The organism is Pseudomonas chlororaphis, assembly GCF_001921865.1.
In the GTDB taxonomy this organism is placed as follows: Bacteria; Pseudomonadota; Gammaproteobacteria; order Pseudomonadales; family Pseudomonadaceae; genus Aquipseudomonas; species Aquipseudomonas chlororaphis_D.
Map to the genome: position 1 here is coordinate 363,468 of NZ_MSCT01000020.1, position 26,914 is coordinate 390,381.

Sequence of the window (26,914 nt, forward strand, 5' to 3'; positions counted from 1 at the left end):
CTTCAGCGTCAGCGAGATCGCCGCGACCGTTCCGGTCGTACGCAGCCTGCGGCAGCGGCTACAGGGGACGGTGATCGGCTCGAACCTGCGGTCACACAATGTCGCAGCAATGTCGTTGCGGCTCTCCTTCCTCCCCTCTATGGTTCGGGCGTCGCTGCAAATCGGCGACCAGGCTTGGCGGCCTGATAGAATCGAGGCGCAAAAGCGCCCCCCACCCTTGCGGGCGCTTTTTTGCGCCCGCATCCCTGTGTCATGACGGGTTGCGTGGGAGAACCTTCGGGTTCGCCGGTTGCCTTGATTCCCGGTCCGCCAATCCTGCGTAACCCGTCACCCTGTTTGGCGGCAGACGGTGATGGTTCCTCGAATCAAGGAGGTTCACCATGAAACACACCCTCGATCCATCCCCTGCATCCCTGCACACCCTCGGCGAAATAACCTTTGCCCATTGTGGCGAAGGCCAACACCCGCTGCTGCGGGTCAACGCCGACGTGCCCCTGGCCGATGCCCTGGAACACGCCTCGCTGCTGCTACATCTGGCAAAACAGTTGAGCCTGGACGCGGCCATGGAACCCCAGGCGGACCGCTATGCTTGGGCGGCACATTACCTGGGCGAGATGGGTAAAGCGGTGATGGATGACGTGCACACCGCGATGACGGCCGGCGTTTAGCGAGAACGCCAGGACGGGCAGCCAGGAGTGCTGTCCGTTCATCGTCTTCCTCCCTCGCCTTATTGTTTAAGTCCCAGCGCGGGACTAGGATCGGGACATGAGGATTATCGCCGTCAGCCATTTGAAGACGTTCTGGAAGCAGCACCCGGATGCCGAGCAACCGTTTCTGGCCTGGCTCGATGAAGCGCGCAATGCCAACTGGTCCAACCCGACACAGCTCAAGGAACAGTTTCGCAGCGCCAGCATTCTCAAGAGCCGGCGTGTGGTGTTCAACATCAAAGGCAATGACTACCGCTTGGTCGTGGCCGTGGCTTATCGCTTTGGCGCCCTCTACATCAAGTTCGTTGGCACTCACCAGCAATACGATGCCATCGACGCCGACAGCGTTGAAATGGAGTAACGAGCATGCACATTCGTCCCCTTCACACTGACCAGGATTACCGCGCGGCGCTCAAGCAAGTGTCCGTGCTGTTCGACAACGAGCCCGAACCCGGCACCCCGGAAGGCGACTACTTCGACGTGATGGTCACCCTGATCGAAGCCTATGAGGCCAGGCAGTTTCCGCTCGACCTGCCCAACCCGATCGAAGCCATCAAGTTCCGCATGGAGCAATCGGGCCTCTCGGCCGCCGACCTGGCACCGGCCATCGGCCGCACCAACCGGGTCTACGAAGTGCTCAACGGCAAACGCGCCCTGACCCTGCCGATGATCTGGAAACTGCACCGGTTGTTCGGCATTCCCGCCGAAAGCCTGATCAAGCCGCTCAAGTCGAACTGAGCGGCGCTACCCTCGGCCCGGGCTCGTTGCCGTTAACGGCTCGGCCCGCCGCCGGTTCCCCACCAGCTCATCCAGCGCATCCGCGTTCTCATCGGCCCAGGCGTACAGCGCCCGCAGCGGTTCGACGAAACGCCAGCCCAGCGGTGTCAGGGCGTACTCCACCATCGGCGGCATGACCTGCAGCACCGTGCGTTCGAGCAAGCCGTCGCGTTCCAACTCGCGCAAGGTCTGGGTGAGCATCTTCTGGGAAATCCCCGGCATGCAACGCAGCATCTGCCCGGTGCGGGCGGCGCCGAAGCTCAGGACGTAGAGCACCATCGAGGTCCATTTGGTCGAGAGCAACGAGTGGATGCGCCGGGGCGGGCAGGTTTCCTCGATGACCAGCGGGCCGGCCGATGGCAGGGGTAGTGAATCGCTCATGGTGACGTCCAAGTGCCTAGGGAACAAAAAGGTGCCTGATTTACAGGCCCGGGTGGGCTGCGAATAATTCTACCCATCCACGGCGGCGATCACCGCCCCGTCAATGCTTCGAGGTTTGATGATGTCTGTGCCCACCACCATGCGTGCCCTGGTGCTGAACGATTACGCCACCGGTCTGTTCAGCGAACGCCAGGTTCCGGTTCCCCAGGCCGGCGCCGGCGAAGTGCTGGTGCGGATCGTCGCCAGCGGGGTCAACCCGATCGACCACAAGATCCGTACCGGCAAGGCGCCTTACGCCATGCCCGAGCTGCCGGCGATCATCGGCACCGACCTGGCGGGCGTGGTCGAGGCCATCGGCCCCGGGGTAACGCAGTTCGCCGTGGGCGACGAGGTCTACGGCCTGACCGGCGGCGTGCGTGGCCTGCAGGGCTCGCTGGCCGAATACGCCGCGGTCGACGCCAATCTGCTGGCCCTCAAACCGCACAACATCAACCTGCGCGAAGCGGCGGCGATGCCGTTGGTGTTCCTCACCGCCTGGGAAGGCCTGGTGGATCGAGCCAAGGTCGGCGCCGGGCAGAAGGTGCTGGTCCACGGCGGCGCCGGCGGCGTCGGCCATGCCGCGGTGCAGATCGCCCGCTCGTTCGGCGCCCAGGTATTCGCCACGGTCTCGGCCGGCAAGCAGGCCATCGTCGAAGGCTACGGCGCCACGCCTATCGACTACCGCACCCTCAGCGTCGAGGACTACGTCGGCGCCCACACCGGCGGCGAAGGCTTCGATGTGATCTACGACACCGTCGGCGGCGCCAGCCTGGAGGCCTCCTTCGCCGCCATCCGCCACTACGGCCATATCGCCAGCTGCGCCGCCTTCGGCCAGCACAGCCTGGCCGTCGGTTCGCTGCGCTGCATGACCCTGTCCGGGGTCTTCGTGCTGCTGCCGATGCTCAGCGGCAACGGCCGCGCCCACCATGGCGAAATCCTCAAGGCCGCCAGCCGGATGGTCGAACAAGGCACCTTCAAACCGCTGCTGGATGCCCGACGCTATACCCTGGCCGAAGCTCACGCCGCGCACGATGCGGTGCAGCAGGGTACCGCCGTGGGCAAGGTGGTGATCGATATCGCCTGAAAGACAGCATGGCAGGGCTTGAGCTTGCCCTTAGGTAAACCCCTAAAGTGCCGCTCGACCCTCACCACAAAAAAGGACGTTTGCATGCTCACCATCGGACAAATGGCCCGCTGCCATGGCCTCACCACCAAGACCCTGCGCCACTACGACAGCATCGGCCTGTTCGTTCCGGCGCTGACCGGGCGCGACAACGGTTATCGCTATTACACCCCGGAACAGATTGGCACCCTGGGGCGCATCGTCTGGTTGCGGCAACTGGGCCTGGGCCTGGAGGAGATTCGCGGGTTGGCGGACAGTGGCGCGCTGCACGATGTGTTGAGCCTGCGCCAGGCATTGTGGGCCCATGCCGGTGAACTGGAGGCGCAGATCGCCCGCGGCCAGAACCTGCTCGGCCAGTTGCAGCGTTACCTGGCGCAACCCGAGCGCAGCCTGCCGGTGCCGCAAACACCGGTGCGGGTGACGCTGGCGGCGCAGCGCATCATTGGCATGGCCTGGCAGCAGGACGACGAGGGTTCGATCGCCGAACTGTGGCAGCGTTTCGAGCCGCGCGAGCAGGAGATCCAGCGCCTGGCGGAACCGATGGGCACCTACGGTATTTGCCAGCCGTTGAGCGACGGCCAGTGGCGTTACGTGGCCGGGCTGCCGGTCAGCGCCGAGGCAACGCTGGTGTCGGGCATGGTGGAAGTGGAGATTCCCGCGCGCCAGTACGCCCGGGTCGAGCATCGAGGCACGGTGCAGACCCTGCCGGAAACTTTCCGTGCCGCCTACAGCGAATGGTTGCCGGCCGCCGGGATGCAGGCCGCCGAAGGGGTGGAATTCGAGTACACCGGCGAACGTTTTTTCGGGCCGATGCACCCGGACAGCGTGGTCGAACTCTATATTCCGTTGAAAGACTGAGGCCTCGCGCGCCCCTGCAAACGACGGGCTGACAGCTCTCTGTCAGCAAAAGGTCGCACGATGCCGCTATGCTCTTGTAGTTAACCCATGGCAACGGAGCGAAGGTCCAATGAGTTTCCAGGCGCCAGTGTTGAAGCAGATACCGGGCATCCGCCACGAGTTTTCGCGGATCGGGGCAGCGCCGCCCGCCAACCTGTTCTTCTGCTCCCAGGCCCATACCGGCGAGGTGGTCGAGGCCAGCACCACCCTGCCGAGCGGCATCATTCGTGGCGACGCGGTGTTTACCCGCACTGGCCGCCCGATCGCGGTGATTACCGCCGATTGCCTGCCGCTGCTGATCAGCAGCGACGACGCGTCCTGGATCGCCGCGGTCCACGCCGGTTGGAAAGGCCTGCACGGCGGCATCATCGACAATGTGCTGCAGCACTTCGCCACCAAGGGCATTGCCGCGCATCAGTTGCACGTGGCGTTCGGCCCATCGATCAAGCCTTGCTGCTATGAAGTCAGCCCAGAGTTCGTCGACACCCTGGCGGCCACCCAAGGCCACCTGTGGCCACAGGCGCAAACGCCCTGGAGCCAGGAACGCCCCACCCCGCAACGACCACCGGAGATCGCCCCGCCAAGCCCGACCCGCCCGGACTCGCTGTGGTTCGACCTCAGCCGCCATGCCCTGCACCTGTTGCACGCGGCGGGAATCGACGACGAGCAGATCGAACACTGCGAACACTGCACCTACTGTTCGAGCCCGACCCTGGCCAGCTATCGCCGCCGCGGCCACCGGGGCGAAGAGAAATCCTTTCAGTATTCCTGGATCGGCCGGGCCTGAAACAGCATCTTCAGATTTATCGCCATAGGCCTTTGGGGGCGCGCGCGTTAACCTTGCGCGCCCTGTAGACCCCAAAGGAATGATCGTGTCTGACAACCTCCAGGCCTCGCCCCAGGCCGCGCTGAACACCGCCAGCGATGTGCGGCGCCCTTTCTACGTCGTGTCCAAGACCAAGTTCATGACCTTGTTCATGCTGACCTTCGGCCTCTACCTGTGGTACTGGGCCTACAAGAACTGGCAGCAGTTCAAGCAGGCCAGCGGACAGCCCCTGTGGCCCATCGCCCGGGCAATATTCATGCTGTTCTACACCCACGCGCTGTACCGCGCGGCCGATGCCCAGATCAAGAAAAGCGGCCGTCGCTACCCGTGGCTGCCCTGGGATGTGGCCTCGCAGTTCGTGGTGATACTGCTGGTCAGCTACGGCCTGGATGGCATGTCGAAAAGAAATCCCGACAGCGTGCTGCTGGATATCCTCAGCCTGGTCCTGTTGCTGATCCAGGCGCTGGTGACTTTCAAGGGCCAGCGCGGCCTCAACGAAGCCGCCGGCGACCCGCAGGGCGACAGCAACGCCCGGTTTACCCCGATCAACTATGGGTTCATGGCCATCGGTGCAACGCTCTGGTGCACGATGCTGTACCACATGGCCACGACGCTGATCTGACCCCGCGCCTCAGCCGCTCGCCGACTCAGCGGCTGATCTTCAACCCCTGGCGCGCGGCATGGCGCTCCAGCGCCAGCTCGATCAGGCGGCTGACCAGTTCGCTGTAGGTCATGCCCGCCGCCTGCCACAGCTTCGGGTACATGCTGATGCGGGTGAAGCCGGGCAACGAATTGATCTCGTTGATCAGCACTTCGCCGCCCTGGGTCAGGAACACATCGACCCGCGCCAGCCCCGAGCAGCCCAACACCTGGAACGCCTCGACGGCCAGGGCGCGAATGCGCTCGCTGACGTCTTCGGCCAGGTCCGCCGGCACCACCACCCGGGCCGCCTGCTCGTCGATGTATTTGCTGTCGTAGGAATAGAAACCGCTGCCGACCACGATCTCCCCGCAGCCGCTGGCGATCGGCTGGTCGTTGCCCAGCACCGCGCACTCGATCTCACGCCCGCTGACCGCCGACTCCACCAACACCTTCTCGTCGAAGCCCAGCGCCAGCTCCACGGCCGCGCGATATTCCGCCTCGCTGGTGACCTTGCTCACGCCCACGGAGGAGCCCTGGTTCGCCGGCTTGACGAACATCGGCAGGCCCAGCTTGCTCTGTGCCTGGGCAAAGTCGGTGCGCGCCGCAGTGGCACGGTTCAGGGTGATGAAGGGTGTCACCGCCAGGCCGGCGTCGCGCAGCAGGCGCTTGCTGATGTCCTTGTCCATGCACACCGCCGAACCCAGCACGTCGGAGCCCACGAACGGCAGGTCGGCCATGCGCAGCAGGCCTTGCAGGCAGCCGTCTTCACCGAGGGTGCCGTGGACGATGGGGAAAATCACATCGACATGGCCCAGCAGTTCCTGGCTGGAAGTTTCCACCAGTTGCTGGCTGGCCTTGCCCGGCACCACCGCCAGTTCGCGGTTGGACTGGTTGAGGGCGATCAGCGCCGGGTTCTCCTGGTTGAGCAAAAAGTCCGAGGTGTCGTTGAGGTGCCAATGGCCGCTTTTGTCGATGCCGATCAGCACCGGCTCGAAGCGCTCGCGATCCAGGGCGTCGACGATACTGCGCGCCGACTGCAGCGACACTTCGTGTTCGGCCGAACGGCCGCCAAAAATAATCCCGACCCGCAACTTGCTCATGCTGTGTTCCCGTTGGAAAAGTAGTTCAGGGTGTTATCCGACCGCTCAAGCCGGCTGATGTTACGGGCGGATCAGAAACCCTCTGTGCAGAGTCTCCAGTCCTGCGTTCGCCCATCCCGCGCTTGCAGGGCGGGCCCCCGCTTCAGCGGCTGGCCACCAGGTGGACGCCGAACAGCAGGTAGCAGCTGCCGGCAAAACGCTCCAGCCAGCGACGCGAACGAGCGTAGAACGCGGCCATCCGGCGGCTGGCGAAAAACAGCGCGACGCAGCAGTACCAACTGAACGACAGCGTGGCCATGGTCAGCACGGCCAGGGCCAGCAGCAACGGCGGCGGCGAAGCCGGCATCGAGGTGGCGAAGACGGTGGCGACGAACAGCGCCGACTTGGGGTTGGTCATGTTGCCAAGAAAGCCCAGGCGATAAGCCGAGAACAGGCTGCGGCCCGGCTCGCCGGGCAGTTGATCACCGGTGTCGGAAAGCGCCGGTTTGCGCCGGAATTGTTTCAGGCCCAGGTAGATCAGGTAACAGCCGCCGGCGATCTTGAACACCAGGTACAGCGTCGGGGCCGCGCTGAACAACGACTTGATCCCCAGGCCGCCGGCCAGCCCCCAGAGCACCGTGCCGGTGGCCACGCCCAGCGCGGCCGCCAGGCCATGGCGACGCGAACAGCTGGCCGCCAGTTGCGCGGTGGTAAAGAAATTCGGGCCCGGCGTCACCACCGCCACGGTCCAGAGCAACGCCAGCGACAGCAAGGGGCCGGCATACGACAGATGGGAAAGCTCCATGATACAGACCGCCTTTGGCGCATTCGGGGAAGATGACGCTACTCCACCTCGGGCTCGTGGAGCAACCGCTCGCGGAGGAACATTTACCCGGGGCCGGGCAGGCCGAATCACTCGCTGAAGACAGCCGCGGCGACCTGGGTTACCGTGCTGGCCTGGCGTTGACGAGGACAATTCCATGAGCAAGCCCGCAGCCCGCACCGACTGGGTTCATCGCGCGCCGCCGGCCCGGGGGCTGGAGCGGATCGAGGCGTTTTTCGCCGGGCATGGCTACGACCTGCATCGCCACGACACCTACGCCATCGGCCATACCCTGGCCGGCGTGCAGAGCTTCCAGTACCGCGGCGGCTGGCGCCACAACCTGCCGGGCGGGACCATGGTGCTGCACCCAGATGAGGTCCACGACGGCGAAGCCGGCACCCAGGCCGGTTTCCACTACCGCATGCTGTACATCGAACCGGCGCTGATCCAGCAGATTCTCGGCGGCCAGCCGCTGCCCTTCATCCAGGACGGGCTGTCCACCGATCCGCGGCTGTTCGCCGCCACGGGTGCCTTGTTGCGCACCCTGCAAGGCCCCTTGGACCCTCTGGAGCAGGAAGACGCGCTGTTCGACCTGGCCCACGCGCTGAATGCGGTGTCGGGGGTTTCCCGGCCAACGCAACGTTTCGACTACCAGGCCGCCGAGCGTGCGCGCGAATACCTGCACAGCGCCCTGGACCGGAGCATCACCCTCGACGAACTGGCGGCCCACAGCGGGCGCGACCGCTGGAGCCTGTCGCGGGACTTTCGCCTGCTGTTCGGCACCAGCCCCTATCGCTACCTGACCATGCGCCGCCTAGACCTGGTCCGCGCCCTGCTGTTGCAAGGCCAGCCGCTGGTCAGTGCGGCGCTGCTGGCCGGCTTCACCGACCAGAGCCACATGACCCGCCAGTTCGGCAAGACCTACGGCCTGCCGCCGGCGCGCTGGCTGAAAATGCACGGCCGCTGAGCGCGCCCGGCACGCACAATCGTTCAAGAATCAGCCCGCCGCAATGCCTACCGTAAAGGCCCGATCCTCTTCTTTACGGAGCCGCGCCATGAACCAAGCCAACACCCAGCCCCGCACCTACCAGAGCCTGAATTTCGCCTATAAGCTCGGCCTGTTCGACGACCACTGGCAAGCCCGTGTCATTGCCGAAATGAACGACTACCAGTTCAAGCTGGTGAAGCTGCAAGGCGACTTCATCTGGCACGACCACCAGCACACCGACGAGACCTTTATCGTCCTCGAAGGCCAGTTGCGCATCGACTTTGCCGACGGCCAGGTGACGATCAACCAGGGCGAAATGTTTGTCGTGCCCAAAGGCGTGAAACACAAGCCGTACGCCGATCAAGAGGTCAAGTTGCTGCTGATCGAACCCAAGGGCGTACGCAACACCGGCGATGAAGACGGCGAACGTACCGCCGCCAACGACGTCTGGATCTGACCTTGCTGACTGGCCCGATGTAGCCGCTGTCGAGCTTGCGAGGCTGCGCCCGGGGTGGGCGGCATTCCGACGCAGTCGCCGCCAAACCTGCCCACGCGATCGGCCTGAAGGAGTCCATTGGTCTGCCTCTACCAGGCAGCGGCTACAGGTCCGGACAGCGAGCCGCCAGGCTTGGCGTACCGGGCACCGGCACGCGCAAGCGCAAGGCCAGCAGCGCCCCCAGCAGGGCCAGCAAGGCACTGGCGCCCACCGCCTGCTCGATCCCCGCCGCCGTCGAGCCGCCGAGCCCGGCGTTGGCCAGGGACACCAGCAAGGCCAGCCCCAGCGCGCCGCCGATCTGCTGGCTGGTGGAGGCGATGCCCGCCGCCACGCCTTGCTCGCCCGGGGCGATGCCCTGGCCGGCCGAAATCCACATGGCGGTCCAGGTCATGCCCTGGCCGATACTCAGTACCACGATGCCCGGCACTAACGTCCAGAACCCCACCCCGCCGGGCAACGCCACATACACCGCGGCGATGCCCAGCGCCCCCAGCAGCAGGCCGCCGACCAGGGTCGCGCGCAGCCCCAGGCGCAGCAACGAACGCTCGGCCAGCCAGATGCCCACGGTGCACAGCAGGGTCGCCGGCAAAAACGCCACGCCGCTTTGCAACACGCTGTAGCCGTAGACCTGCTGGAAGTACAAGGCCAGGAAGTAGTACTGCACGCCGAAGCTGCTCATGAACAAAGCGGTGAGAAACATCGCCAGGCGCAGCTCGCGATGGGCCAGCAGGCGCAGCGGCATCAGCGGGTCGCGGCCGCGCTGCTCGATCCAGGCGAACACCCCGAGCAGCAACAGCGCCAGCGCGCCGCAGCCCAGGGTCGCCGGTGCGCCCCAGCCCCATTCCGGGCCCTGGACGATGGTGAACACCAGCAGCGTGCCGCCCACCGTCACGGTCAAGGCGCCGCCAAGGTCGAAACGCCGGCCGCGCTCACGCTGGCCGTCGGCCGGAATCCAGCGCCGGGCCAGCAAGGCGCAGGCCCCAGCCAGGGGGACGTTGACCAGGAACACCGCTTCCCAGCCCCACCATTGGGTCAGCAACCCGCCCAGCAGCGCGCCCAGGGCCAGGCCCGCCGCCGACGCCGCGCTCCACACCGCGAACGCCCGGTTGCGCGCCGGCCCTTCGTGGTAATGGCTGTTGATCAGCGCCAGCGTCGCCGGGAACAACATCGCCCCGCCGACACCCTGCACCGCCCGCGCCAGCACCAGCAGCAAGGCGCTGCCGCCCAGCCCCCCGGCCAGCGACGCCAGGGCGTACAGGCTCTGCCCGACGATGTAGAAACGGCGCTTGCCCAAAAGGTCAGCGGCGCGCCCGCCCAGCAGCAGAAAACCGCCGAAGGCCACGCTGTAGGCACTGACCACCCATTGCAGCTGCTGCGCGGAAAAACCCAGGTGGCTGCCGATCTCCGGCAAGGCGACGAACACAATGGTCGCGTCCAGGGCGATGATCAGTTGTGCGCTGGCCAGCAGAAGCAGCATCCAGCCCGAGGGACTGGCCGAGGAGGTGGCGGGCATCGGTACGAATCCTTGCGGGAATTAAAGAGCCCACAGTTTCTTTGATGCCGATTAGATGATAAATACGGTCATTGCTCTTTCAGTGATGACTTTAATCATGGATCTGAATGCCGTTCGTTTGCTCGTCCGGGTCGCCGAGACCCGCAGTTTCACCCGAGCCGCCGGCGACCTGCGGCTGACCCAGTCGGGCCTGTCGCGGGCCATTTCGCGCCTGGAACAACAGCTCGGCGTGCGCCTGCTGCAACGCAACACCCGCAGCGTCAGCCTGACCCCGGACGGCAAACTGCTGGTGGATCGCGCCGCGCCCTTGCTGGCCGAACTGGCGCAGACCGAAAGCCTGCTGCTGGACCGCCGCGACTCGCCCACCGGGCTGTTGAAGATCAGCACGCCGTCGCTGTTCGGGCGCAAGGTGGTGATGCCGCTGATCGGTCGCCTGACCGAGCAATACCCGGACCTGAGCATCGAAGCGGTGATGACCGATCGCCTGGTGGACATCGTCGACGAGGGCTTCGACGCCATCCTGCGTACCGGCGAGATCCAGGACCAGCGCCTGATCGCCCGGCCGCTGGCGCCGCTGCGCTGGGTCACCGTGGCATCGCCGGCCTACCTGGCGCGCCATGGCACGCCGCAGACCGTGGAGGATTTGCAACGGCACAACTGCCTGACCGTGCGCAACCTGCGCAGCGGACGCCTGGTGGACTGGCAGTTCATGCTCGACGGCAAGGTCCGCGATGTCAGCGTGCCCAGCCGGTTGATCTTCGACATCGGCGACGCGCTGGTGGACGGCGTGCTCGGCGGTTTCGGCATCGCCCAACTGATGAACTTCGCCGTCGACGACGCCCTCGCCGACGGGCGCCTGGTGCCGATCCTGCAAGCCTCTTCCGGACGCAGTCGGGCGCTGTCGCTGGTCTACCCGCCATCGCGCCAGTACTCGCCCAAACTCAAGGTCTTCGCCGACGCCCTGAGCACCGTCAGTTGGTAGCTGTAGCCGCTGCCGAGCCTGCGAGGCTGCGTACGGGCGCATAGCGGCCGCAAATCGGCTAATGCGGTGTCTCAGACAACCCCGATGGCCAGGTTTGACGGGGACTGTGTCGCAATGCCACCCACCCCGTACGCATCCTCGAGCAGTTGCAAACCTGCGCGAGCGGCGACTGATCCCCTGAGGCGCGTCACAACGCCAGAGGCTTGCCGTCCAGCGCCTCGCCAATCGTCAGGAAATGCCCGCCCGCCACATGGTGCAAGGTACGCAAGGCATCGTGCCCGGCGAAGTGCCAACGGCCGTCGCTGAACACCCGGTCGTCAGCCTGGGCGGCGATGACCTCGCCGAGGAACAGGTCGTAACGCTCATGGTTGTGCGGTTCCGGCAGCAGGCGGCACTCCAGCCAGGCCACGCAACCGTCGAGCAGCGGCGCGTCGATCGACTGCCCGGCGAAGGTCGGCAGGCCGTACAGTTCGAATTTGTCGCGGCCCTTTTCCTGGCTCAGCTCCAGGCCGGAGGTGGAACCGACGGTCTGCACGATATCGACCTGGGCGGCGCAGGGCACGTTGAGCACGAAAGTACCGGAGGCCTCCAGCAGTTGGCGGGTCCAGGTGGCCTTGTCGAGCACCACGGCGATTTTCGGCGGCTCGAAATCCAGCGGCATGGCCCAGGCCGCGGCCATGATGTTGCGCTGGCCGCCATGGGCGGCGCTGACCAATACGGTCGGCCCGTGGTTGAGCAGGCGATAGGCCTTGGCCAGGGGAACCGGACGACGATGGGATGCGCTCATGGATAAGGCTCCAGGGAAAAGGAGCCGATTGTAGCGAGATCCGGGACCTCGGCGGCAACGGGGATTGGGCGGTTTTCCTGGACAATCCATCCAGATTGACCGGGCTTTTCCACAGGTCGAACCTGCTTAGACTGGGCCTTCACCTCACAGGCTGAAGGAGTTTTTCCATGGCAGACCATTCCCTGAAAAATAAAGTCGCGCTGATCGCCGGCGGCGCCAAGAACCTGGGCGGCCTGATCGCCCGCGACCTGGCCGCCCATGGCGCCCAGGCCATCGCCGTGCATTACAACAGCGATGCCAGCAAAGCCGACGCCGAGCGCACCGTGGCGGCGATCAAGAACCTCGGCGTCGACGCCCACGCCTGGCAGGCCGACCTGACCACCGCCGGCGCGGTAGAAAAACTCTTCCGCGAGGCCAAGGCGCGTTTCGGCAAGATCGACATCGCCATCAACACCGTGGGCAAGGTCCTGAAAAAGCCCATCGTCGAGATCAGCGAAGCCGAGTACGACGACATGTTCGCGGTCAACGCCAAGAGCGCCTTCTTCTTTATCAAGGAAGCCGGCAAACACCTGGAAGACCACGGCAAGCTGGTGACGCTGGTGACCTCGCTGCTCGGCGCCTACACGCCGTTCTATGCCGCCTACGGCGGTGCCAAGGCACCGGTGGAACACTTCACCCGCGCCGCCTCCAAGGAGTTCGGCGCCCGGGGCATCTCGGTGACCGCCGTGGGCCCGGGCCCGATGGACACGCCGTTCTTCTACCCGGCCGAAGGCGCCGACGCGGTGGCCTATCACAAGACGGCCGCGGCCTTGTCCGGCGTCAGCAAGACCGGCCTGACCGACATCGAAGACGTGGTGCCTTTCATCCGCCACCTGGTCACCGACGGCTGGTGGATCACCGGCCAGACCCTGCTGATCAACGGCGGCTACACCACCAAGTGAGGCACGCGTCCTGATCGACGGTTGCCATCGGCGCGGGTAATCCGCCCGTTGGCGCGGTAAATTGCGGAGTGCCCCAATCGCTGTAGGAGCGAGGCTTGCCCGCGATGGGGTCCTGCCTGACACACCGCTATCGCGGGCAAGCCTCGCTCCTACAAAACACATACCGCACGCTTCGGAACCCCGCCCTCTCCATGGACAAACTCGAGCAATACCGTGTGTTTATCCAGGTGGCCGAGATGGGCAGCTTCATCAAGGCCGCGCACGCCCTCGAACTGCCGCGGGCTACGGTGTCGGCCGCGGTGCAACAACTGGAAACCGCCCTCGCCACACGCCTGCTGCACCGCACCACGCGCCAGGTGCAACTGACCGCCGACGGCGCGATCCTGCTGGAACGCGCGCGCCTGCTACTGAGCGACGCGGTGGAGCTGGAGCAGCTGTTTCACACCCGCCTGCTGGATGTCTGCGGCCGGCTCAATGTCGACGTACCCAGCCGGATCGCCCGGCGCCTGATCGCCCCCGCCCTGCCCCAACTCTTCGCCAGCCACCCCGGCCTGAAACTGGCGCTGGGCTCAACCGACCGCTCCATCGACCTGGTGCAGGAAGGCGTGGACTGCGCGATCCGCGTCGGCATCCTGCGCGACAGCAGCCTGATCGTCCGGCGCCTGGGCCAGCTGGCGCTGATCAACTGCGCCAGCCCCGAGTACCTGGCCACACACGGCCGACCGCAAGCCCCGGCCGACCTGAACGACGGCCACTGGATGGTCGGCTATGCCTCGCCCACCACCGGCCGCGAACAACCCTGGGAATACCTGGCCGAGGGCCGGGAGCAGGAGCTGAACCTGCCCAGCCGGGTGATCGTCAACAACGCCGAAAACTACATCGCCAGCTGCCGGGCCGGGCTGGGCCTGATCCAGATACCGCGCTTCGACGTGCAGTACCTGCTCGAGCGCGGCGAGCTGGTGGAGGTCCTGCCCGGCTTTCGCCCCGCGTCCATGACGATCTCCGCGCTCTACCCCAACCGACACCATCGCTCGCGCCGGCTGAACGCCTTTATCGAATGGTTCGCCGCCCTGATCGCCCCGCACCTCGAAGACTCCGGGCAGGACTGATTCCCCGCCCTGGCGTCAGTTGGACAACTGATGGGCGAACTGGCCCACCGCGCTCACCACTTTCTGCGCGCCGTCCTGGATCTCGACGATCACCGTGCCGGCTTCGGCGGCCAGGGCCAGGCCCTGCTCGGCCTGGGTCTTGCTGTCGGCCATCAGCACCACCGCATCGCGGGCCATGTCCTGGTTGCGCCGGACCACGCCGACGATCTCGTCGGTGGCCTTGCTGGTGCGCGAAGCCAGTTGCCGCACCTCATCCGCCACCACCGCGAAACCGCGCCCCTGGTCGCCCGCGCGAGCCGCCTCGATGGCCGCGTTGAGCGCCAACAGGTTGGTCTGCTCGGCAATGTCGCTGATGGTCTTGACGATGCTGCCGATCACCCGCGACTGCTCGTTCAGCGCCTCGATGCCGTCGCTGGCCTGCTGCATGTGAGTGGCCAGGTCGCGCATCACCCCGACCGCTTCGGTCACCACCGCGGAACCGCGCTGGGCACTGGTGTCGGTCTGCTGCGAGATGGTGTAGGCGATGTCGGCCGCCTCGGCGACGGACTGTTCCTGCTTGACCTGCTCGGTGATCACCGTGGCGAATTTCACCACCTTGTAGAGTTTGCCGTTGGCATCGACCACCGGGTTGTACGAGGCATCGAGCCAGACCACATGGCCGTGGCTGTCGATGCGCTTGAAGCGGTCGGCGATGTACTCGCCGGCATTCAGGCGTTGCCAGAAGGTTTGATAAGCCGGGCCGTTGTACTCCTGCGGCTCGCAGAACAGGCTGTGGCTCTGCCCCTGGATCTGTTCCAGGCTGTAGCCCATGCAGCTCAGGAAGCGCGGGTTGGCGGTCAGCACCCGGCCCTTGAGGTCGAACTCGATGACCGCGGTCGAACGCAGCAGGGCCGCGATCAGGTTGTCGTGCTCGCACGCGGTTTCCACGGTTTCGGTCAGGTCGGTGCCGATCATCGAGAACGACTGGAGCTGCCGCTCGGCGTCGAAGATCGGCTGCAAGATCACCTGCAGCCAGGCGTCGTGGCCATTGCCGCGGCGCAGGCGCAGGGTGTCGGCGAAAGGCTCGCCACGTTCGAGCGCGCCCATGAAGCTGGTGTGCGTCTCTTCGAGGCGGGCATCGTCCGGCAGCAGCGTGTCGATAAGCCCCCCCAGCAGCGCCTCGGCGGAATAGTGCATGCACTGGGCGAAGTTGCGGTTCGCCGTCAGCACCCGGCGCTGCGGATCGAGCTCGACGCTGAGCAGCGTGCGCTCGAAACCTTCCTTGACCTGCTCCAGCGCGCGAAACGCTTCGCTCAACGCCAGGAGCTTCTGATTCAGACGTTTATTGAACATGGGGACACCGATAGCCTGTGAGTGGAGACTGCTGAAGCCTCCCCATCGGCGTTGCAAAAACATTCTTGACGCACGTGAGGCGCTTTAGGATTTCTCCTGGGCACAGATAGGAAAGATCCCAAAAAAGCACAAAAGCTATCGGGCACTACTGCGAGGGAAGCCGGCGGCATGTGCCGCCGAGCGAATCGATACCCGGCGTCAGGACCTGAACGATCCTGGCGCCGGGTCGGGGCGGGGTCAGTTCGACAACTGGCTGGCGAACTGGCCGACGGCGTCCACCACCTTCTGCGCGCCGTCCTGGATCTCGACGATCACCGTACCGGCTTCGGCGGCCAGGGCCAGGCCCTGCTCGGCCTGCGCCTTGCCATCGGTCATCAGCGACACGGCTTCGCGCGCCATGTCCTGGTTCTGCCGCACCACGCCGACGATTTCGTCGGTGGCCTTGCTGGTGCGCGAGGCCAGTTGCCGGACTTCGTCGGCCACCACGGCAAAACCTCGCCCCTGCTCGCCGGCCCGCGCGGCTTCGATGGCCGCGTTGAGCGCCAGCAGGTTGGTCTGCTCGGCGATGCCGCTGATGGTCTTGACGATGGTGCCGATCACCAGCGACTGCTCGTTCAGCGCCTCGATCCCTTCGCCGGCCTGCTGCATGTGCTTGGCCAGGTCGCGCATCACGTTCACCGCCTCGGTCACCACGGTGGTGCCGCGCTGGGCGCTGTTGTCGGTTTGCAGGGAGGTGCTGTAGGCGATGTTCGCCGCCTCGGCGACCGCCTGCTCCTGGTTCACCTGATCGGTGATCACGGTGGCGAACTTCACCACCTTGTAGAGCCGGTCGTTGGCGTCGACCACCGGGTTATAGGACGCCTCGAGCCAGACCACGCGCCCGTGGCTGTCGATGCGCTTGAAGCGGCCGGCCACGAATTCGCCAGCGTTCAGGCGCTTCCAGAACGCTTGATACTCCGCGCTGTTGTATTCCTCGGGTTCGCAGAAGGTACGGTGATGCTTGCCCTGGATCTGCGCCAGGCTGTAGCCCATGCCGTGGAGAAAACGGTCGTTGGCCGACAGCACATTGCCGCTCAGGTCGAACTCGATCACCGCGGTGGAACGAACCAGCGCGCCGATCAGGTTTTCGTGCTCGCGGGACGCCTCGATGGTGCGGGTCAGGTCGCTGGAGTAGATGGCGAAATGCTTGACCTTGCCCTGGGAGTCGAGGATCGGCTGGGAGATCGAACGCAGCCAGGCTTCCGCGCCGTTGCCGCGCAGCAGGCGCACCGCGCCGGAAAAGTGCTCGCCACGGTGCAACGCGGCCTTGAAACGGTGGTGGAACTCGTCGGCCTTGACGTGGGCCGGCACGATATCTTCGATGTGGCGGCCAACCAGATCGCTGCTCCGGTAGAGCATTTCCTGGTTGAAGTTGTCATTGGTCGCGAGGATGCGTCCATCGGGATCGAGGCTCAGCACCATCATCTCACTGTCGAGACTGTCCTTGACTTGTTGAAGGCTCGAGAGTTCTTCACGCAGAGCCGCCAGCTCCTGCTTCAAGCTTTTATTGAACATGGAATGCACCGCCGAGGGGGATATAAGAACAACTTAGCTTCTCCATCGGCATTGGCGAATTTTTCTGGAGGCCCACCGGTCTGCGCCAGTAAAAATATTTTCGGCGCCGGACCGGCCCGCAAAAACCAACGGGGCCGGGCCGCTTGGGGCAACGTCCTGGCGAATACTCCCGCAAAGACGTTGCCCTTGAGCGAAGGTTTTCAGGCAAAGGCTCTAGAACTGGTATTGCAGGCGCATCACCATGCCGCTGCCGGTGTCGTCGCCCACTGCGTTGCTGACGTTATCGGTGCTGGCCTTGATGTAATTGGCGCTGATTTTCACTGCCTCGTTGGCGTACCAGTTGACCCCGAGGGTGTGGGTCTTGCCCTCGGTGTCGCCGACCTGGCGCGTGGCGGTGCTGACCACCACGTTGTCGTCCTCGACGCTGATGGAGTCGTAGCGGTAGAACAGCTCCCAGGCGCCCCACTGCTTGTTCTGCGGCTTGATGGTGTCGAACTTGGCGCCGTCGAGTTTGTAGATCCGCGGCTCGCCGGTCAGGGTATAGGCTAATTGCGCATAATAACCCGAGGCCTTTATGTCGCTTTGTGCGGCATCGGCCTTGAGGGTCCGGCGCAAGTATTCGGCCTGGAGGGAAAACGCGTCCATGGCCCAAGCCCCTTCGACGCCCCAGACCGAGTCATCCGTCCACAACCCCTGCTGCGCCGTGCTGCCGCCAAACACCGCGCGATTGCCGTTGCTGCCGGCGCTGTTGCCGCCGTTGGTCTCCACCCCGCGCATGCCCATGCGCGAACGGATGCGCGTATCGACGGCAGCGTCCTTGAGATCGCGATAGGCGTACTGAGCACCGATGTGCAGCACATTGCCGGACTCGTGCAGCGGGGCGAACACGCCCCTCAGGTTGTAGCGCTTGACGCTGTCGCCATCGGTGTCGTTGTTGTTTTCGCTGAACACACTGCCGGACAGATAGGCCATGCCGCCTACCACGCCATTGGCTTGCACACCCATGCCGCTGTTGTCGTTGATCCACTCCGCCACGTCGTAGGACAGGTTGCGCTCCAGCGCCGTCACCCACTTGGAACTGGTGGCCTTTTCCAGGCCGAAGTCGGTATAGAAGCGCCCGACTTTCAGGTTCAGCGGGTTGAAGCCGGTATAGGTCAGGCTGCCTTCGTCGAAATAGCCGGTGCTGTCGTTGCCCACGTTGCGCGACAGGTCGTAGTTGATCTGGTATTTCCAATCCCGGTACAGGGTGCCGCCAAACTCCAGGTAAGCCCGGCGAAAGTAGGCCGCGTCGGCGGAGTTGCCGTTCTTCGTGTAGTAATTATCAAAGCGGCCATAGTCCGCCTGCACCCGACCGCCCAACTTGAAACTGAACTCCTTGTCGACCGTTGCCACCTCCAGGCCACCCTTGGTCTTGACCACGATGTCGGCGCCATCAGTGGTCACCGTGCCGGCCTGCGCCGTTGCCGACAGCGACGCACCGAGCAAACCCAAGGCAATACCGTTCCCCAACCCTATATAGAGTTTCTTGATCAACATTCCAGACTCCCATTTGACTTTTAGTGTGGCGGCCACCTGCGACAAGGACATCCAATGACTGGATCAGGTTGACCGTGGGCGATCCTGGGAATCCGACATGACACTTCTGGTTTATTTAAAAGACATTTCAATGACAACCAAGCCGACCCTCGCCTTGCTCTGGCCGCCCCCATTGAAAACACAGGCTTCGACTAAAAAGCCGGGGTTTACGCAAGTCGCTCGCGATATGTCAGAAACATTTCAGTTATTGGAAAGTGGGGATAAACACCGCAGCCGGACACTGGAACTCGCGCCCGGAAAACGCCCTGGCCAGGCACGTCAAAACCAGTCCTGGCGCTCGTCGAATGCCTGGCGAATCAGCGCCACCAGCGCCTGCACCTCCGGGCGCCCAGCCGCCAGCGCATGGGTGCTCAGCCAGGCGTTGCGCTCCATCTTCTGCGGGAACAGTCCAGGCAGCGCCACCAGGTTGTTGTCCAGGGTGGGAATGTAGGCCGGCAACACGCCGACGCAGGCGCCGCGCCTGATCAGCTCCAGCGCCAGCTCATGGCTGTGCACCTGCGTCACGCCGGTGGGGCGCTGGCGGACCAACTGGTTCCAGGGTTCGAGCGCCGCCACCTGCAGGTACTCGTGCACCTGCACCAGCATGTAGTCATCCAGGTGCCTGGCCTGGCTGGGCAATGCCGCCTCTCGCGAATAACGCTTGGCGACGCAGGCCTGATAGCCGATTCGCGCCAGGGCGACGGGCGTGGTGGTCGCGAACCCGGGGTCGGGCCGCGGGCTGCCCGGTTCGGCGAGCCAGAGCATGATGTCCGCCGGACGCTGCCCGGCATGAGGTTCGCAAGAGACCTGCAGATCCAGGCGCACCGCAGCATTGCGCCGCACAAAGGCCAGCAGATCGCGCAAGACAAGATCGTGCAGCAGGGCGTCGGCCGCCATCAGGCGCACCACGGGCGCCGCCGCGCGGTCGGTTTTGGGTAACACGGGAGTGTGCAGGTTCGCCGATAACAGCGCCTGCAATCGCTGCCCCTTGAGGGTCAGGCGCAAGATATTTTGCCGGTAGACAAACAGCGGGCCACCGAGGCGTTCCTCCAAGAGCCGCAGTTGCTTGCGCAACACCGCCACTCGGGTATTCAGGCTGCGCGCAGCCTGTTTGAAGCACGCGCAGCGAGCACTGGTCAGAAAATACTCGGCGACCTCTCGCTCGATCGCCCCAGGGTCCAATGCTCGCGATTCATCGCACATAGGCCGCCCATTCAGCTGCCGTTGGTACGGCACTGGCCCATGACCTGGTATTCGATGGTGTTGAGCTTGCCCGCCGAATCCTCATAGGTCATGCGCGACGGCACGATGTCGCAGGACTTGACCGGCGGAGTGACGTTGACCACCTTCTTGATATCCAGCTGGGTCTCGTAGGTGTAGTTCTCGACGACCGGCGCCTCCTTGCCCTGCTTGGCCGCGTAGGCCGCCATGGCCCGCTCGTTCGCCTGCATGGCCCGGTCGAAGGTGCGGTCGCCGCCACCTTCGGCCATGGCCAGCGACGACAGGGAAAGTACCAGGGCGCCCATACTCAATTTAAATAGTTTCATGACTGTTTCCTCGCTTGGTTTAGTTGTGACGAGAATAACCAGTCGACCCTGTCAGGAAGATCACGCCTATATTACTTATATGTAATGTTCTTCAAGCCCTCCTCCAACTTCATTAAAAACCCATATAAACCAAGGCTCCCGGTCTTCCCCCAAAACAACCTGAAACTTTAAACCTTGCAGAATTGTAATAGCCGGGTCACCTCTGCGTTATCTGTTGTTTGCAACTATCGACCTTGACTCCAGCCGTTAACCAAACGGTTCGCGAGTACAACTAACAAGAACGCCACAGGCGACATAACAGCTGATAGCTGCCCTTACCCAGGAGCAAACAACATGCGTACCCAAACCCGCCTGTCCCTGTCCGTGTTTTACGCGGTACTGGGGCTGAGCCCTTTGGCCGCGAACGCGGCGCAAGACAAACCCGAAGGTTTTATCGAAGGCAGCAGCCTCAACGTGCTCGCCCGCAACTTCTATTTCAATCGCGACGACCGCAAGGGCCAGTCCAGCCCCACCGGTAACGGCTATTCGGAAGCCTGGGCCCAGGGCCTGATGGCCAGGTTCGAGTCCGGCTTCACCCAGGGCACCGTCGGTTTCGGCCTCGATGCCTTCGCCATGTACGCCCTCAAGCTCGACTCCGGGACCGGCCGCAGCGGCGGTGGCGGATCGTTCGGCATGTTGCCGGTGGACAGCGACAACCGACCGGCCGACGACTACGGCAAGTTCGGCGGCGCGGCCAAGCTGCGCCTGCTCGATACCGTGGTCAAGGTCGGCGACGTCTTCCCGAAAACCCCGGTGGTGCAATACGGCGACTCGCGCCTGCTGCCGGAAAGCTTTCGCGGGGTGACCGTGGAGAACACCAGCATCGACGGCCTGAGCCTGCAAGGCGGCCGCCTGCACGCCATGAGCCAGCCCGACAGCAGCGGCATGCGCGACGGCTTCGCGACCTTTTACGCGGGCAAGGTCGATTCGCCCTGGATCGCCTATTTCGGCGGCGACTACAACCTGGACAAGAACCTCAGCTTCAGCCTCTACAGCAGCCGCCTGAAGGACGCCTGGGACCAGTACTACTTCGGCACCGCCGCCACTTGGCCGGTCGCGGAGGGTTTCTCGCTGTTCGCCGGGTTCAACTATTACAAGGCCGTGGACGAAGGCAAGAAACTGCTCGGCGAGTTCGACAACAACATCTGGAGCGCCAAGGTTGGCGCCACCTATGGCGCCCACACCGTCTCCCTGTCGCACCAGCGCAACAACGGCGACGACGACTTCGACTACCTGCGCCAGTCCGACTCGATCTTCCTCGACAACTCGATCCAGTACAGCGACTTCAACTCGCCGAAAGAACGCTCGTGGATGGTCCGCTACGACCTCGACATGGAGACCTTCGGCATTCCCGGCCTGTCGTTCATGACCCGCTACGGCAAAGGCAGCGACGCCGACTACAGCAACGCCAACTCGGTCTACATGCGCCGCGATGCGGACGGCAATCCGCTGACCGACCAGCGCCGCTGGGAACGCGATATCGAGGCCAAGTACGTGTTCCAGGGCGGCACCCTCAAGGACTTGTCGCTGCGCATCCGCCAGGCGACCGTGCGCTCCAGCAGCTTCGAGTCCGACCTGGACGAATTCCGCCTGATCGTCGAATACCCGCTGGCCATTCTCTAAGTCCGCGCGTCGAGCGGACTGGAGGTCCGCTCGACGTTAAAACTTCTTCACAGACCCGTGCCTTTCAGAACTGTAATATCGGCCTCACCTTCCCGTCAGGTTGGCCTTCGTATACTCAGGCCCATCCTGAGGCCGCCCGTCACGACGCTGCCTCACCACCTGCCGGGAGACCCTGTATTGAAGCCTTCCCCTGCGTTCTCGCCAGCCCCGTCCAGCGCGACCCGGGCCGTCGCCGACAGCGAACGTTTCAGGCATGCGCTGCAACAGTTCTGGCTCAACCAGCCAGGCAACCCGGATGCCGAGCGCCACGACACCGCGGCCAGCTCCGAGCAGAGCGCCACCCACCGGCCACGAGCGTCCACCCAGGCCCTTTGACGCCGGCCACGAGCACATTCATCTCTTGAAGCGTTTTTTGAATGCTCCTTTGGAAAGAGATGAATTTTTAGCGCCCCAGTCGGGGCGCTTTTTTTTGCCCGCTATTTCCCCCACCCGAAAACCGCGCCAGCAGCAACGGCTACAGGTGGACGCATGAGTCATGTATTGGCACCGTCGGTGTAGCCGCTACCGAAGGCTGCGCAAGGTCCGCAGGACCTCCGGCGATATCGGGAATGAAAAAACCCGCCTCCGGGTGGAGACGGGTCTGAGAGGGGATACTCAAACAGTCAGTCGTTGCGCAGGTCTTGCAGTTCCTGTTCTTCCTCCTTGCGGTGCGCCCAGTGGTACAGCGCCGGCAGTACCAGCAGGGTCAGGGCGGTGGAAGAGATGATGCCGCCGATGACCACGGTGGCCAGCGGGCGCTGCACCTCGGCGCCGGTGCCGGTGGCCAGGGCCATGGGGATGAACCCCAGCGACGCCACCAGGGCGGTCATCAGCACCGGCCGCAGGCGGGTCAGCGCGCCTTCGTTGACGGCCGCCGCGAGCATCCGTCCTTCTTCGCGCAGGTTGCGGATGAAGGCGATCATCACCAGGCCGTTGAGCACTGCCACCCCCGACAGCGCGATGAAACCCACCCCCGCCGAGATCGACAACGGTATGTCGCGCAGCCACAGGGCCATGATCCCGCCGGTCAGGGCGAAGGGAATCCCGGTGAAAACCAGCAGCCCGTCCTTGAGGTTGTTGAACATCATGAACAGCAAGCCGAACACCAGCAGCAGTGCCACCGGCACCACGATTTCCAGGCGCTTGGAGGCTTCCTGCAACTGCTCGAACTGGCCGCCCCAGGTGATCCAGTAACCGGTCGGGATCTTCACCTGCTTGCCAATCGCCGCCGTCGCCTCTTCGACGAAGGAGCCCATGTCGCGCCCCCGCACGTTGGCGCTGACGATCACCAGGCGCTTGCCGTTCTCGCGGCTGACCTGCGCCGGGCCGAGCACCAGGTCGACGCTGGCCACTTCCGACAGCGCGATGAACCCCAGTTGCCCGTTGACGCTGCTCGCGGTGGCCGCCACCGGAATCAGCAGCCGCGACAGGCCGTCGATATCGGTGCGCAGGTTGTCGGACATACGCACCAGCATGTCGAAGCGCCGGTCGCCCTCATACAGGATGCCCGCCTTGCGCCCGCCCACCGCGATCGCCACGGCGTCTTGCACGTCGCCGACGTTGAGGCCGAAACGCGCGGCCTTGTCGCGGTCGACATTCACCGTCAGCACCGGCAGGCCGGTGGTCTGCTGCACCTTCACTTCGGCGGCGCCGTCGATCTTCTGCAAGGTCTGCGAGATCTCTTCCGCGGTCTTGTTCAGCACGTCCATGTCGTCGCCGAAGACCTTCACCGCGACATCGCTGCGCACCCCGGAAATCAGCTCGTTGAAGCGCAGCTGGATCGGTTGCGACAACTCGTAGACGTTGCCCGGCAGGCTGTTGCTGACCCGCTCGATGTCGGCAATGATCGCCTCGCGCGACTTTTTCGGGTCCGGCCATTGATCCTTGGGCTTGAGCATCAGGTAAGCGTCGGAAATGTTCGGCGGCATCACGTCCGAGGCAATCTCGGCGGTGCCGGTACGGGCGAACACCCGCTCGATTTCCGGTATCTGGGCCAGCAGGGTTTTCTCCAGGGCCTTCTGCATCTCCACCGACTGGGTCAGGCTGGCGTCGGGCACGCGCATCGCCTGCTGGGCGAAGTCGCCTTCGCTCAGGCTGGGGATGAATTCGCTGCCCATGCGGCTGGCCACCAGGCCCGAAAGCAGCACGCTGAGAAACGCCAGGGCGAAGGCCAGCGAACGATGGCTCATGACCCAGCGCAACACCGGCTCGTAACCCCGGCGGGCACCGCGCATGACGAAGTTTTCCTCTTCCTTGACCTTGCCGGTGACGAACAGCGCGATCGCCGCCGGCACGAAGGTCACCGACAGGATCATCGCCCCCAGCAGGGCAATCACCACGGTGAAGGCCATCGGGTGGAACATCTTCCCGGCCACCCCGGACAGGGCGAAGATCGGCAGGTACACCACCATGATGATCAGCTGCCCGTAGATCAGCGCCCGTCGCGCTTCCTTGGCCGCGGCGAAGACTTCGTGCAGGCGTTCCGAGCGGGTCAGCATGCGCCCATGGTGCTGCTGGGCGTGGGCCAGGCGGCGGATGGCGTTCTCGACGATCACCACCGCGCCGTCGACGATGATGCCGAAGTCCAGCGCGCCGAGGCTCATCAGGTTGGCGCTGACCTTGTTGGTGAACATGCCGGTGAAAGTGAACAGCATGGCCAGCGGGATCACCATGGCGGTGATCAGCGCGGCGCGGATATTGCCCAGGAACAGGAACAGGATGGCGATGACCAGCAGCGCGCCTTCGATGAGGTTTTTCTTCACCGTGGCCACGGCCTTGTCCACCAGGTTGGTGCGGTCGTAGACCGTGACCGCCGTCACCCCCTTGGGTAGCGAACGGTTGATCTCGGCGAGTTTCTCCGCCACCACCCGCGATACCGTGCGGCTGTTTTCCCCCACCAGCATGAACACTGTGCCGAGCACCACTTCGCGACCGTTCTCGGTGGCCGCGCCGGTGCGCAGTTCGCGGCCGATGTCCACGGTGGCCACGTTGCTGATGCGGATCGGCGTGCCGTCCACGGTATTGATCACGATGTTGGCGATGTCCTCGATGGACTTCACCTGGCCCGGCGCGCGGATCAGCAACTGCTGGCCGTTGCGCTCGATGTAGCCGGCGCCGACGTTGGCGTTGTTACGGTCCAGGGCGGTCATCAGGTCGCCCAGGGTCAGGTTGTAGGCCGCCAGGCGCTTGGGGTCCGGGGCGATCTGATAGAGCTTGGCGAAGCCGCCGATGGTGTTGATCTCGGCCACCCCCGGCACGTTGCGCAACTGCGGGGCGATGACCCAGTCCTGGATCACCCGCAGGTCGGTCGGGGTGTAGGCCGTGCCGTCTTCCTTGCGCGCGTCCGGTTCGGCTTCCACGGTCCAGAAGAAGATCTCGCCGAGGCCGGTGGAGATCGGCCCCATGCTCGCCTCCACGCCTTCGGGCAGTTGTTCGCGGGCCACTTGCAGGCGCTCGTTGACCAGTTGGCGGGCGAAGTACAAATCGGTGCCTTCCTTGAAGATCACCGTCACCTGGGACAGGCCCGAGCGCGAGGTCGAGCGGGTCTGCTCCAGGCCCGGCAGGCCGGCCATGGCCACTTCCACCGGATAGGTGATGCGCTGCTCGGTTTCCAGCGGCGAATAGCCGGGCATGCTGGCGTTGACCTGGACCTGGACGTTGGTGATGTCGGGCACCGCGTCGATCGGCAGCTTCTGGTAACTGCCGACGCCCACCGCGGCCATCAGCAGCACCGCCAGCAGCACGATGATGCGCTGCTCGATGGCGAATTGAATGATGCGTTCAAACATGGGAAGTCACTCTCCAGGAAAACACGCGCCGATAAGGCGGATCAATGGCCGTGCTCGGCCGAGCCTTTGCCCAGTTCGGACTTGAGGATGAAGCTGCCGGCGGTGGCCACCTGCGCCCCGACCGGCAGGCCTTCGCGGATTTCGACGAAACCGTCTTCGCTGCCGCCCAGCACCACCGGCGTGGCCTGGAAGCCGTCGGCGATACGCACGAACACCGAAGGCTTGTCCTCCACGGTCTGGATCGCGCTTTGCGGTACGGTCACGCCGGCCTGGTAGGTGTCGGTCGCCACTTGCACCGAGACGAACAAACCGGGCCGCCAGGTATCGTCCGGGTTGGGCACCGTGACCCGCACCGTGGCGGTCCGGGTCTGCTCGCCCAGCAGGCTGCCGACGTAGGCCACCGTGCCCTGCACCTGGCTGCCCAGCTCCGTGGATTGCACCCGCACCGGCTTGCCCACCCGGACCTTGTTCAGGTCCTTGGGAAACACGCCGAACGTGACCCAGACCCGCGACAGGTCGGACAGGGTGAAGGCGGCGCTGGTCTCGCCCACCACTTCGCCGACGCTCAGGTGTTTTTCCACCACCACGCCGTCGAACGGCGCACGCATCTCGTAGCGGTTGCCGCCCGCCAGCACCGCGCTGCCGCTCAGGGCATTCATTTTCTGCCGGGCGTTGTTCAGGGCGATCTCGGCCTCTTGCTGGACCTGCCGGGCCAGCAAGTAATCCTGCTCGGCGGAGATCTGGTCGACCCACAACTGGCGCTCGCGCTGGAAGGTGGTGCGCGCCAGCTCGACCCGGCGCTCGGCGGCGGCCAGTTCGCTGCGCAGGTCGGATATCTGCTGGCTGGCGATCACCGCCAGCAGCTCGCCCTTCTTCACCGCCTGGCCGAGATTGACCGCCACCGACTCCACCACCCCGGCCGCGCGCGGCACGATGTGCGAGGTGCGGTCCTCGTCGAAACGCACTTCCCCCGGCAACGTCAGCAGGCTGCTGAGGTCCCGCGGCTGGGCTTCGGCCAGTTGGATGTTGGCGGCCTTGATCTGCTCGTCGCTGAGTTCGACCTTGCCCTCTTCCTCGGCATGGGCCTCGCCCGCCGGCGCCTGTTCGCCTTCCTGATGCGTCTCGCCGTCCTTATGCGTATCGGCCGCTTGCGCCTTGTCCGCCGCCTGCGTCTGCCCGGCCTCCGGCGCCCCCTGGAACAGGTCCTGCCACATCAACCCGGCTGCGCCGAGCGCGACCGTCACGGTCAACGCCACGGCAATGCTTCGTTTCTTGTCCATGCATGCTCCTGAAAAAATCGACTCGAC

The 26,914-nt window shown here is 64.7% G+C and carries 26 protein-coding genes and 1 pseudogene; 14 read left to right on the forward strand and 13 right to left on the reverse strand.

Annotation, left to right across the window (positions count from 1 at the left end; all coding sequences use genetic code 11):
• The first annotated feature begins 380 nt into the window (after positions 1–380).
• The 3 genes from BTN82_RS24710 (at position 381) to BTN82_RS24720 (ending at position 1,445) form a co-directional block, all read left to right on the forward strand.
• A complete protein-coding gene (locus BTN82_RS24710) occupies positions 381–668 on the forward strand; it encodes a DUF3077 domain-containing protein (RefSeq protein ID WP_075121692.1) in 288 nt (95 codons plus the stop codon).
• Positions 669–765: 97 nt separating this feature from the next.
• On the forward strand, positions 766–1,068 hold the full coding sequence (locus BTN82_RS24715) for a type II toxin-antitoxin system HigB family toxin (RefSeq protein WP_075121693.1): 303 nt from the start codon (positions 766–768) through the stop codon (positions 1,066–1,068).
• Between the two features lie 5 nt (positions 1,069–1,073).
• Positions 1,074–1,445 carry a type II toxin-antitoxin system HigA family antitoxin gene (locus tag BTN82_RS24720; RefSeq protein ID WP_075121694.1) on the forward strand — a complete coding sequence of 124 codons (372 nt, stop codon included), beginning with the start codon at positions 1,074–1,076 and terminating at the stop codon, positions 1,443–1,445.
• A 6-nt stretch (positions 1,446–1,451) separates the two neighbouring features.
• Here the strand turns inward: BTN82_RS24720 and BTN82_RS24725 are convergent, their stop codons facing one another.
• Positions 1,452–1,865: a winged helix-turn-helix transcriptional regulator gene (locus tag BTN82_RS24725; protein WP_075121695.1), complete on the reverse strand. Its 414-nt coding sequence runs from the start codon at positions 1,863–1,865 to the stop codon at positions 1,452–1,454.
• 118 nt (positions 1,866–1,983) lie between these two features.
• Here BTN82_RS24725 and BTN82_RS24730 point away from each other — a divergent pair, with 118 nt between their 5' ends.
• From BTN82_RS24730 to BTN82_RS24745, 4 genes are all read left to right on the forward strand, one after another.
• Positions 1,984–2,988, forward strand: a complete 1,005-nt coding sequence (locus BTN82_RS24730) for a zinc-dependent alcohol dehydrogenase family protein (RefSeq protein WP_075121696.1) — start codon at positions 1,984–1,986, stop codon at positions 2,986–2,988.
• 84 nt (positions 2,989–3,072) lie between these two features.
• The gene (locus BTN82_RS24735) at positions 3,073–3,885 is read left to right on the forward strand and encodes a MerR family transcriptional regulator (protein WP_075121697.1); all 813 of its coding nucleotides are present in this window, start codon (positions 3,073–3,075) and stop codon (positions 3,883–3,885) included.
• Positions 3,886–3,994: 109 nt separating this feature from the next.
• A complete protein-coding gene (locus BTN82_RS24740; RefSeq protein ID WP_075121698.1) occupies positions 3,995–4,711 on the forward strand; it encodes a polyphenol oxidase family protein in 717 nt (238 codons plus the stop codon).
• 85 nt (positions 4,712–4,796) lie between these two features.
• On the forward strand, positions 4,797–5,372 hold the full coding sequence (locus BTN82_RS24745; protein ID WP_075121699.1) for a hypothetical protein: 576 nt from the start codon (positions 4,797–4,799) through the stop codon (positions 5,370–5,372).
• 25 nt (positions 5,373–5,397) lie between these two features.
• Here BTN82_RS24745 and ddlA read toward each other — a convergent pair whose 3' ends face one another.
• Together ddlA and BTN82_RS24755 are read right to left on the reverse strand one after the other, a co-directional pair.
• Positions 5,398–6,492 (reverse strand): D-alanine--D-alanine ligase, encoded by a 1,095-nt coding sequence (gene ddlA, locus BTN82_RS24750; protein WP_075121700.1) that lies wholly within the window; start codon positions 6,490–6,492, stop codon positions 5,398–5,400.
• Between the two features lie 142 nt (positions 6,493–6,634).
• Positions 6,635–7,276, reverse strand: a complete 642-nt coding sequence (locus BTN82_RS24755) for a LysE family translocator (protein ID WP_075121701.1) — start codon at positions 7,274–7,276, stop codon at positions 6,635–6,637.
• Positions 7,277–7,451: 175 nt separating this feature from the next.
• Here BTN82_RS24755 and BTN82_RS24760 point away from each other — a divergent pair, with 175 nt between their 5' ends.
• Positions 7,452–8,261 (forward strand): AraC family transcriptional regulator, encoded by an 810-nt coding sequence (locus BTN82_RS24760; RefSeq protein WP_075121702.1) that lies wholly within the window; start codon positions 7,452–7,454, stop codon positions 8,259–8,261.
• 88 nt (positions 8,262–8,349) lie between these two features.
• A complete protein-coding gene (locus tag BTN82_RS24765; RefSeq protein WP_075121703.1) occupies positions 8,350–8,739 on the forward strand; it encodes a cupin domain-containing protein in 390 nt (129 codons plus the stop codon).
• A gap of 142 nt (positions 8,740–8,881) precedes the next feature.
• On the opposite strand, the gene BTN82_RS24770 is transcribed toward BTN82_RS24765, so the two are convergent.
• Positions 8,882–10,291, reverse strand: a complete 1,410-nt coding sequence (locus tag BTN82_RS24770) for an MFS transporter (RefSeq protein WP_075121704.1) — start codon at positions 10,289–10,291, stop codon at positions 8,882–8,884.
• 97 nt (positions 10,292–10,388) lie between these two features.
• Between BTN82_RS24770 and BTN82_RS24775 the strand changes: the two genes are divergently transcribed.
• Positions 10,389–11,273: a LysR family transcriptional regulator gene (locus BTN82_RS24775; RefSeq protein ID WP_075121705.1), complete on the forward strand. Its 885-nt coding sequence runs from the start codon at positions 10,389–10,391 to the stop codon at positions 11,271–11,273.
• A 187-nt stretch (positions 11,274–11,460) separates the two neighbouring features.
• Here BTN82_RS24775 and BTN82_RS24780 read toward each other — a convergent pair whose 3' ends face one another.
• Positions 11,461–12,060 carry a flavin reductase family protein gene (locus BTN82_RS24780; RefSeq protein ID WP_075121706.1) on the reverse strand — a complete coding sequence of 200 codons (600 nt, stop codon included), beginning with the start codon at positions 12,058–12,060 and terminating at the stop codon, positions 11,461–11,463.
• Positions 12,061–12,227: 167 nt separating this feature from the next.
• On the opposite strand from BTN82_RS24780, the gene BTN82_RS24785 reads away from it, so the two are divergent.
• Positions 12,228–13,001, forward strand: a complete 774-nt coding sequence (locus tag BTN82_RS24785) for an SDR family oxidoreductase (protein WP_075121707.1) — start codon at positions 12,228–12,230, stop codon at positions 12,999–13,001.
• Positions 13,002–13,192: 191 nt separating this feature from the next.
• Positions 13,193–14,110, forward strand: coding sequence for a LysR family transcriptional regulator (locus BTN82_RS24790; RefSeq protein WP_075121708.1), 918 nt, complete (start codon positions 13,193–13,195; stop codon positions 14,108–14,110).
• A gap of 15 nt (positions 14,111–14,125) precedes the next feature.
• On the opposite strand, the gene BTN82_RS24795 is transcribed toward BTN82_RS24790, so the two are convergent.
• The 6 genes and pseudogenes from BTN82_RS24795 to BTN82_RS24815 all read right to left on the reverse strand — a co-directional run bounded on the left by BTN82_RS24795 (position 14,126) and on the right by BTN82_RS24815 (position 20,118).
• Positions 14,126–15,442, reverse strand: a complete 1,317-nt coding sequence (locus tag BTN82_RS24795; RefSeq protein WP_075121709.1) for a methyl-accepting chemotaxis protein — start codon at positions 15,440–15,442, stop codon at positions 14,126–14,128.
• Between the two features lie 237 nt (positions 15,443–15,679).
• Positions 15,680–16,111 (reverse strand): methyl-accepting chemotaxis protein, encoded by a 432-nt coding sequence (locus BTN82_RS31950; RefSeq protein ID WP_410002844.1) that lies wholly within the window; start codon positions 16,109–16,111, stop codon positions 15,680–15,682.
• A 108-nt stretch (positions 16,112–16,219) separates the two neighbouring features.
• Positions 16,220–16,996, reverse strand: a pseudogene (locus BTN82_RS31955) (PAS domain-containing protein); the annotation flags it as partial.
• A gap of 213 nt (positions 16,997–17,209) precedes the next feature.
• Positions 17,210–18,532, reverse strand: a complete 1,323-nt coding sequence (locus BTN82_RS24805) for an OprO/OprP family phosphate-selective porin (RefSeq protein ID WP_075121710.1) — start codon at positions 18,530–18,532, stop codon at positions 17,210–17,212.
• Positions 18,533–18,850: 318 nt separating this feature from the next.
• Positions 18,851–19,753 carry a LysR family transcriptional regulator gene (locus BTN82_RS24810; protein ID WP_186828442.1) on the reverse strand — a complete coding sequence of 301 codons (903 nt, stop codon included), beginning with the start codon at positions 19,751–19,753 and terminating at the stop codon, positions 18,851–18,853.
• A 32-nt stretch (positions 19,754–19,785) separates the two neighbouring features.
• Entirely contained in the window at positions 19,786–20,118 is a 333-nt protein-coding gene (locus BTN82_RS24815) for a DUF2790 domain-containing protein (RefSeq protein WP_075121712.1), read from the reverse strand.
• A gap of 333 nt (positions 20,119–20,451) precedes the next feature.
• Here BTN82_RS24815 and BTN82_RS24820 point away from each other — a divergent pair, with 333 nt between their 5' ends.
• Positions 20,452–21,780, forward strand: a complete 1,329-nt coding sequence (locus BTN82_RS24820; RefSeq protein WP_075121713.1) for an OprD family porin — start codon at positions 20,452–20,454, stop codon at positions 21,778–21,780.
• A gap of 177 nt (positions 21,781–21,957) precedes the next feature.
• Complete coding sequence (locus tag BTN82_RS24825) at positions 21,958–22,155, forward strand: hypothetical protein (RefSeq protein ID WP_075121714.1); 198 nt, start codon at positions 21,958–21,960, stop codon at positions 22,153–22,155.
• 287 nt (positions 22,156–22,442) lie between these two features.
• Here the strand turns inward: BTN82_RS24825 and BTN82_RS24830 are convergent, their stop codons facing one another.
• The gene (locus tag BTN82_RS24830) at positions 22,443–25,607 is read right to left on the reverse strand and encodes an efflux RND transporter permease subunit (RefSeq protein ID WP_075121715.1); all 3,165 of its coding nucleotides are present in this window, start codon (positions 25,605–25,607) and stop codon (positions 22,443–22,445) included.
• 41 nt (positions 25,608–25,648) lie between these two features.
• On the reverse strand, positions 25,649–26,887 hold the full coding sequence (locus tag BTN82_RS24835; protein WP_075121716.1) for an efflux RND transporter periplasmic adaptor subunit: 1,239 nt from the start codon (positions 26,885–26,887) through the stop codon (positions 25,649–25,651).
• Positions 26,888–26,914 lie beyond the last annotated feature (27 nt).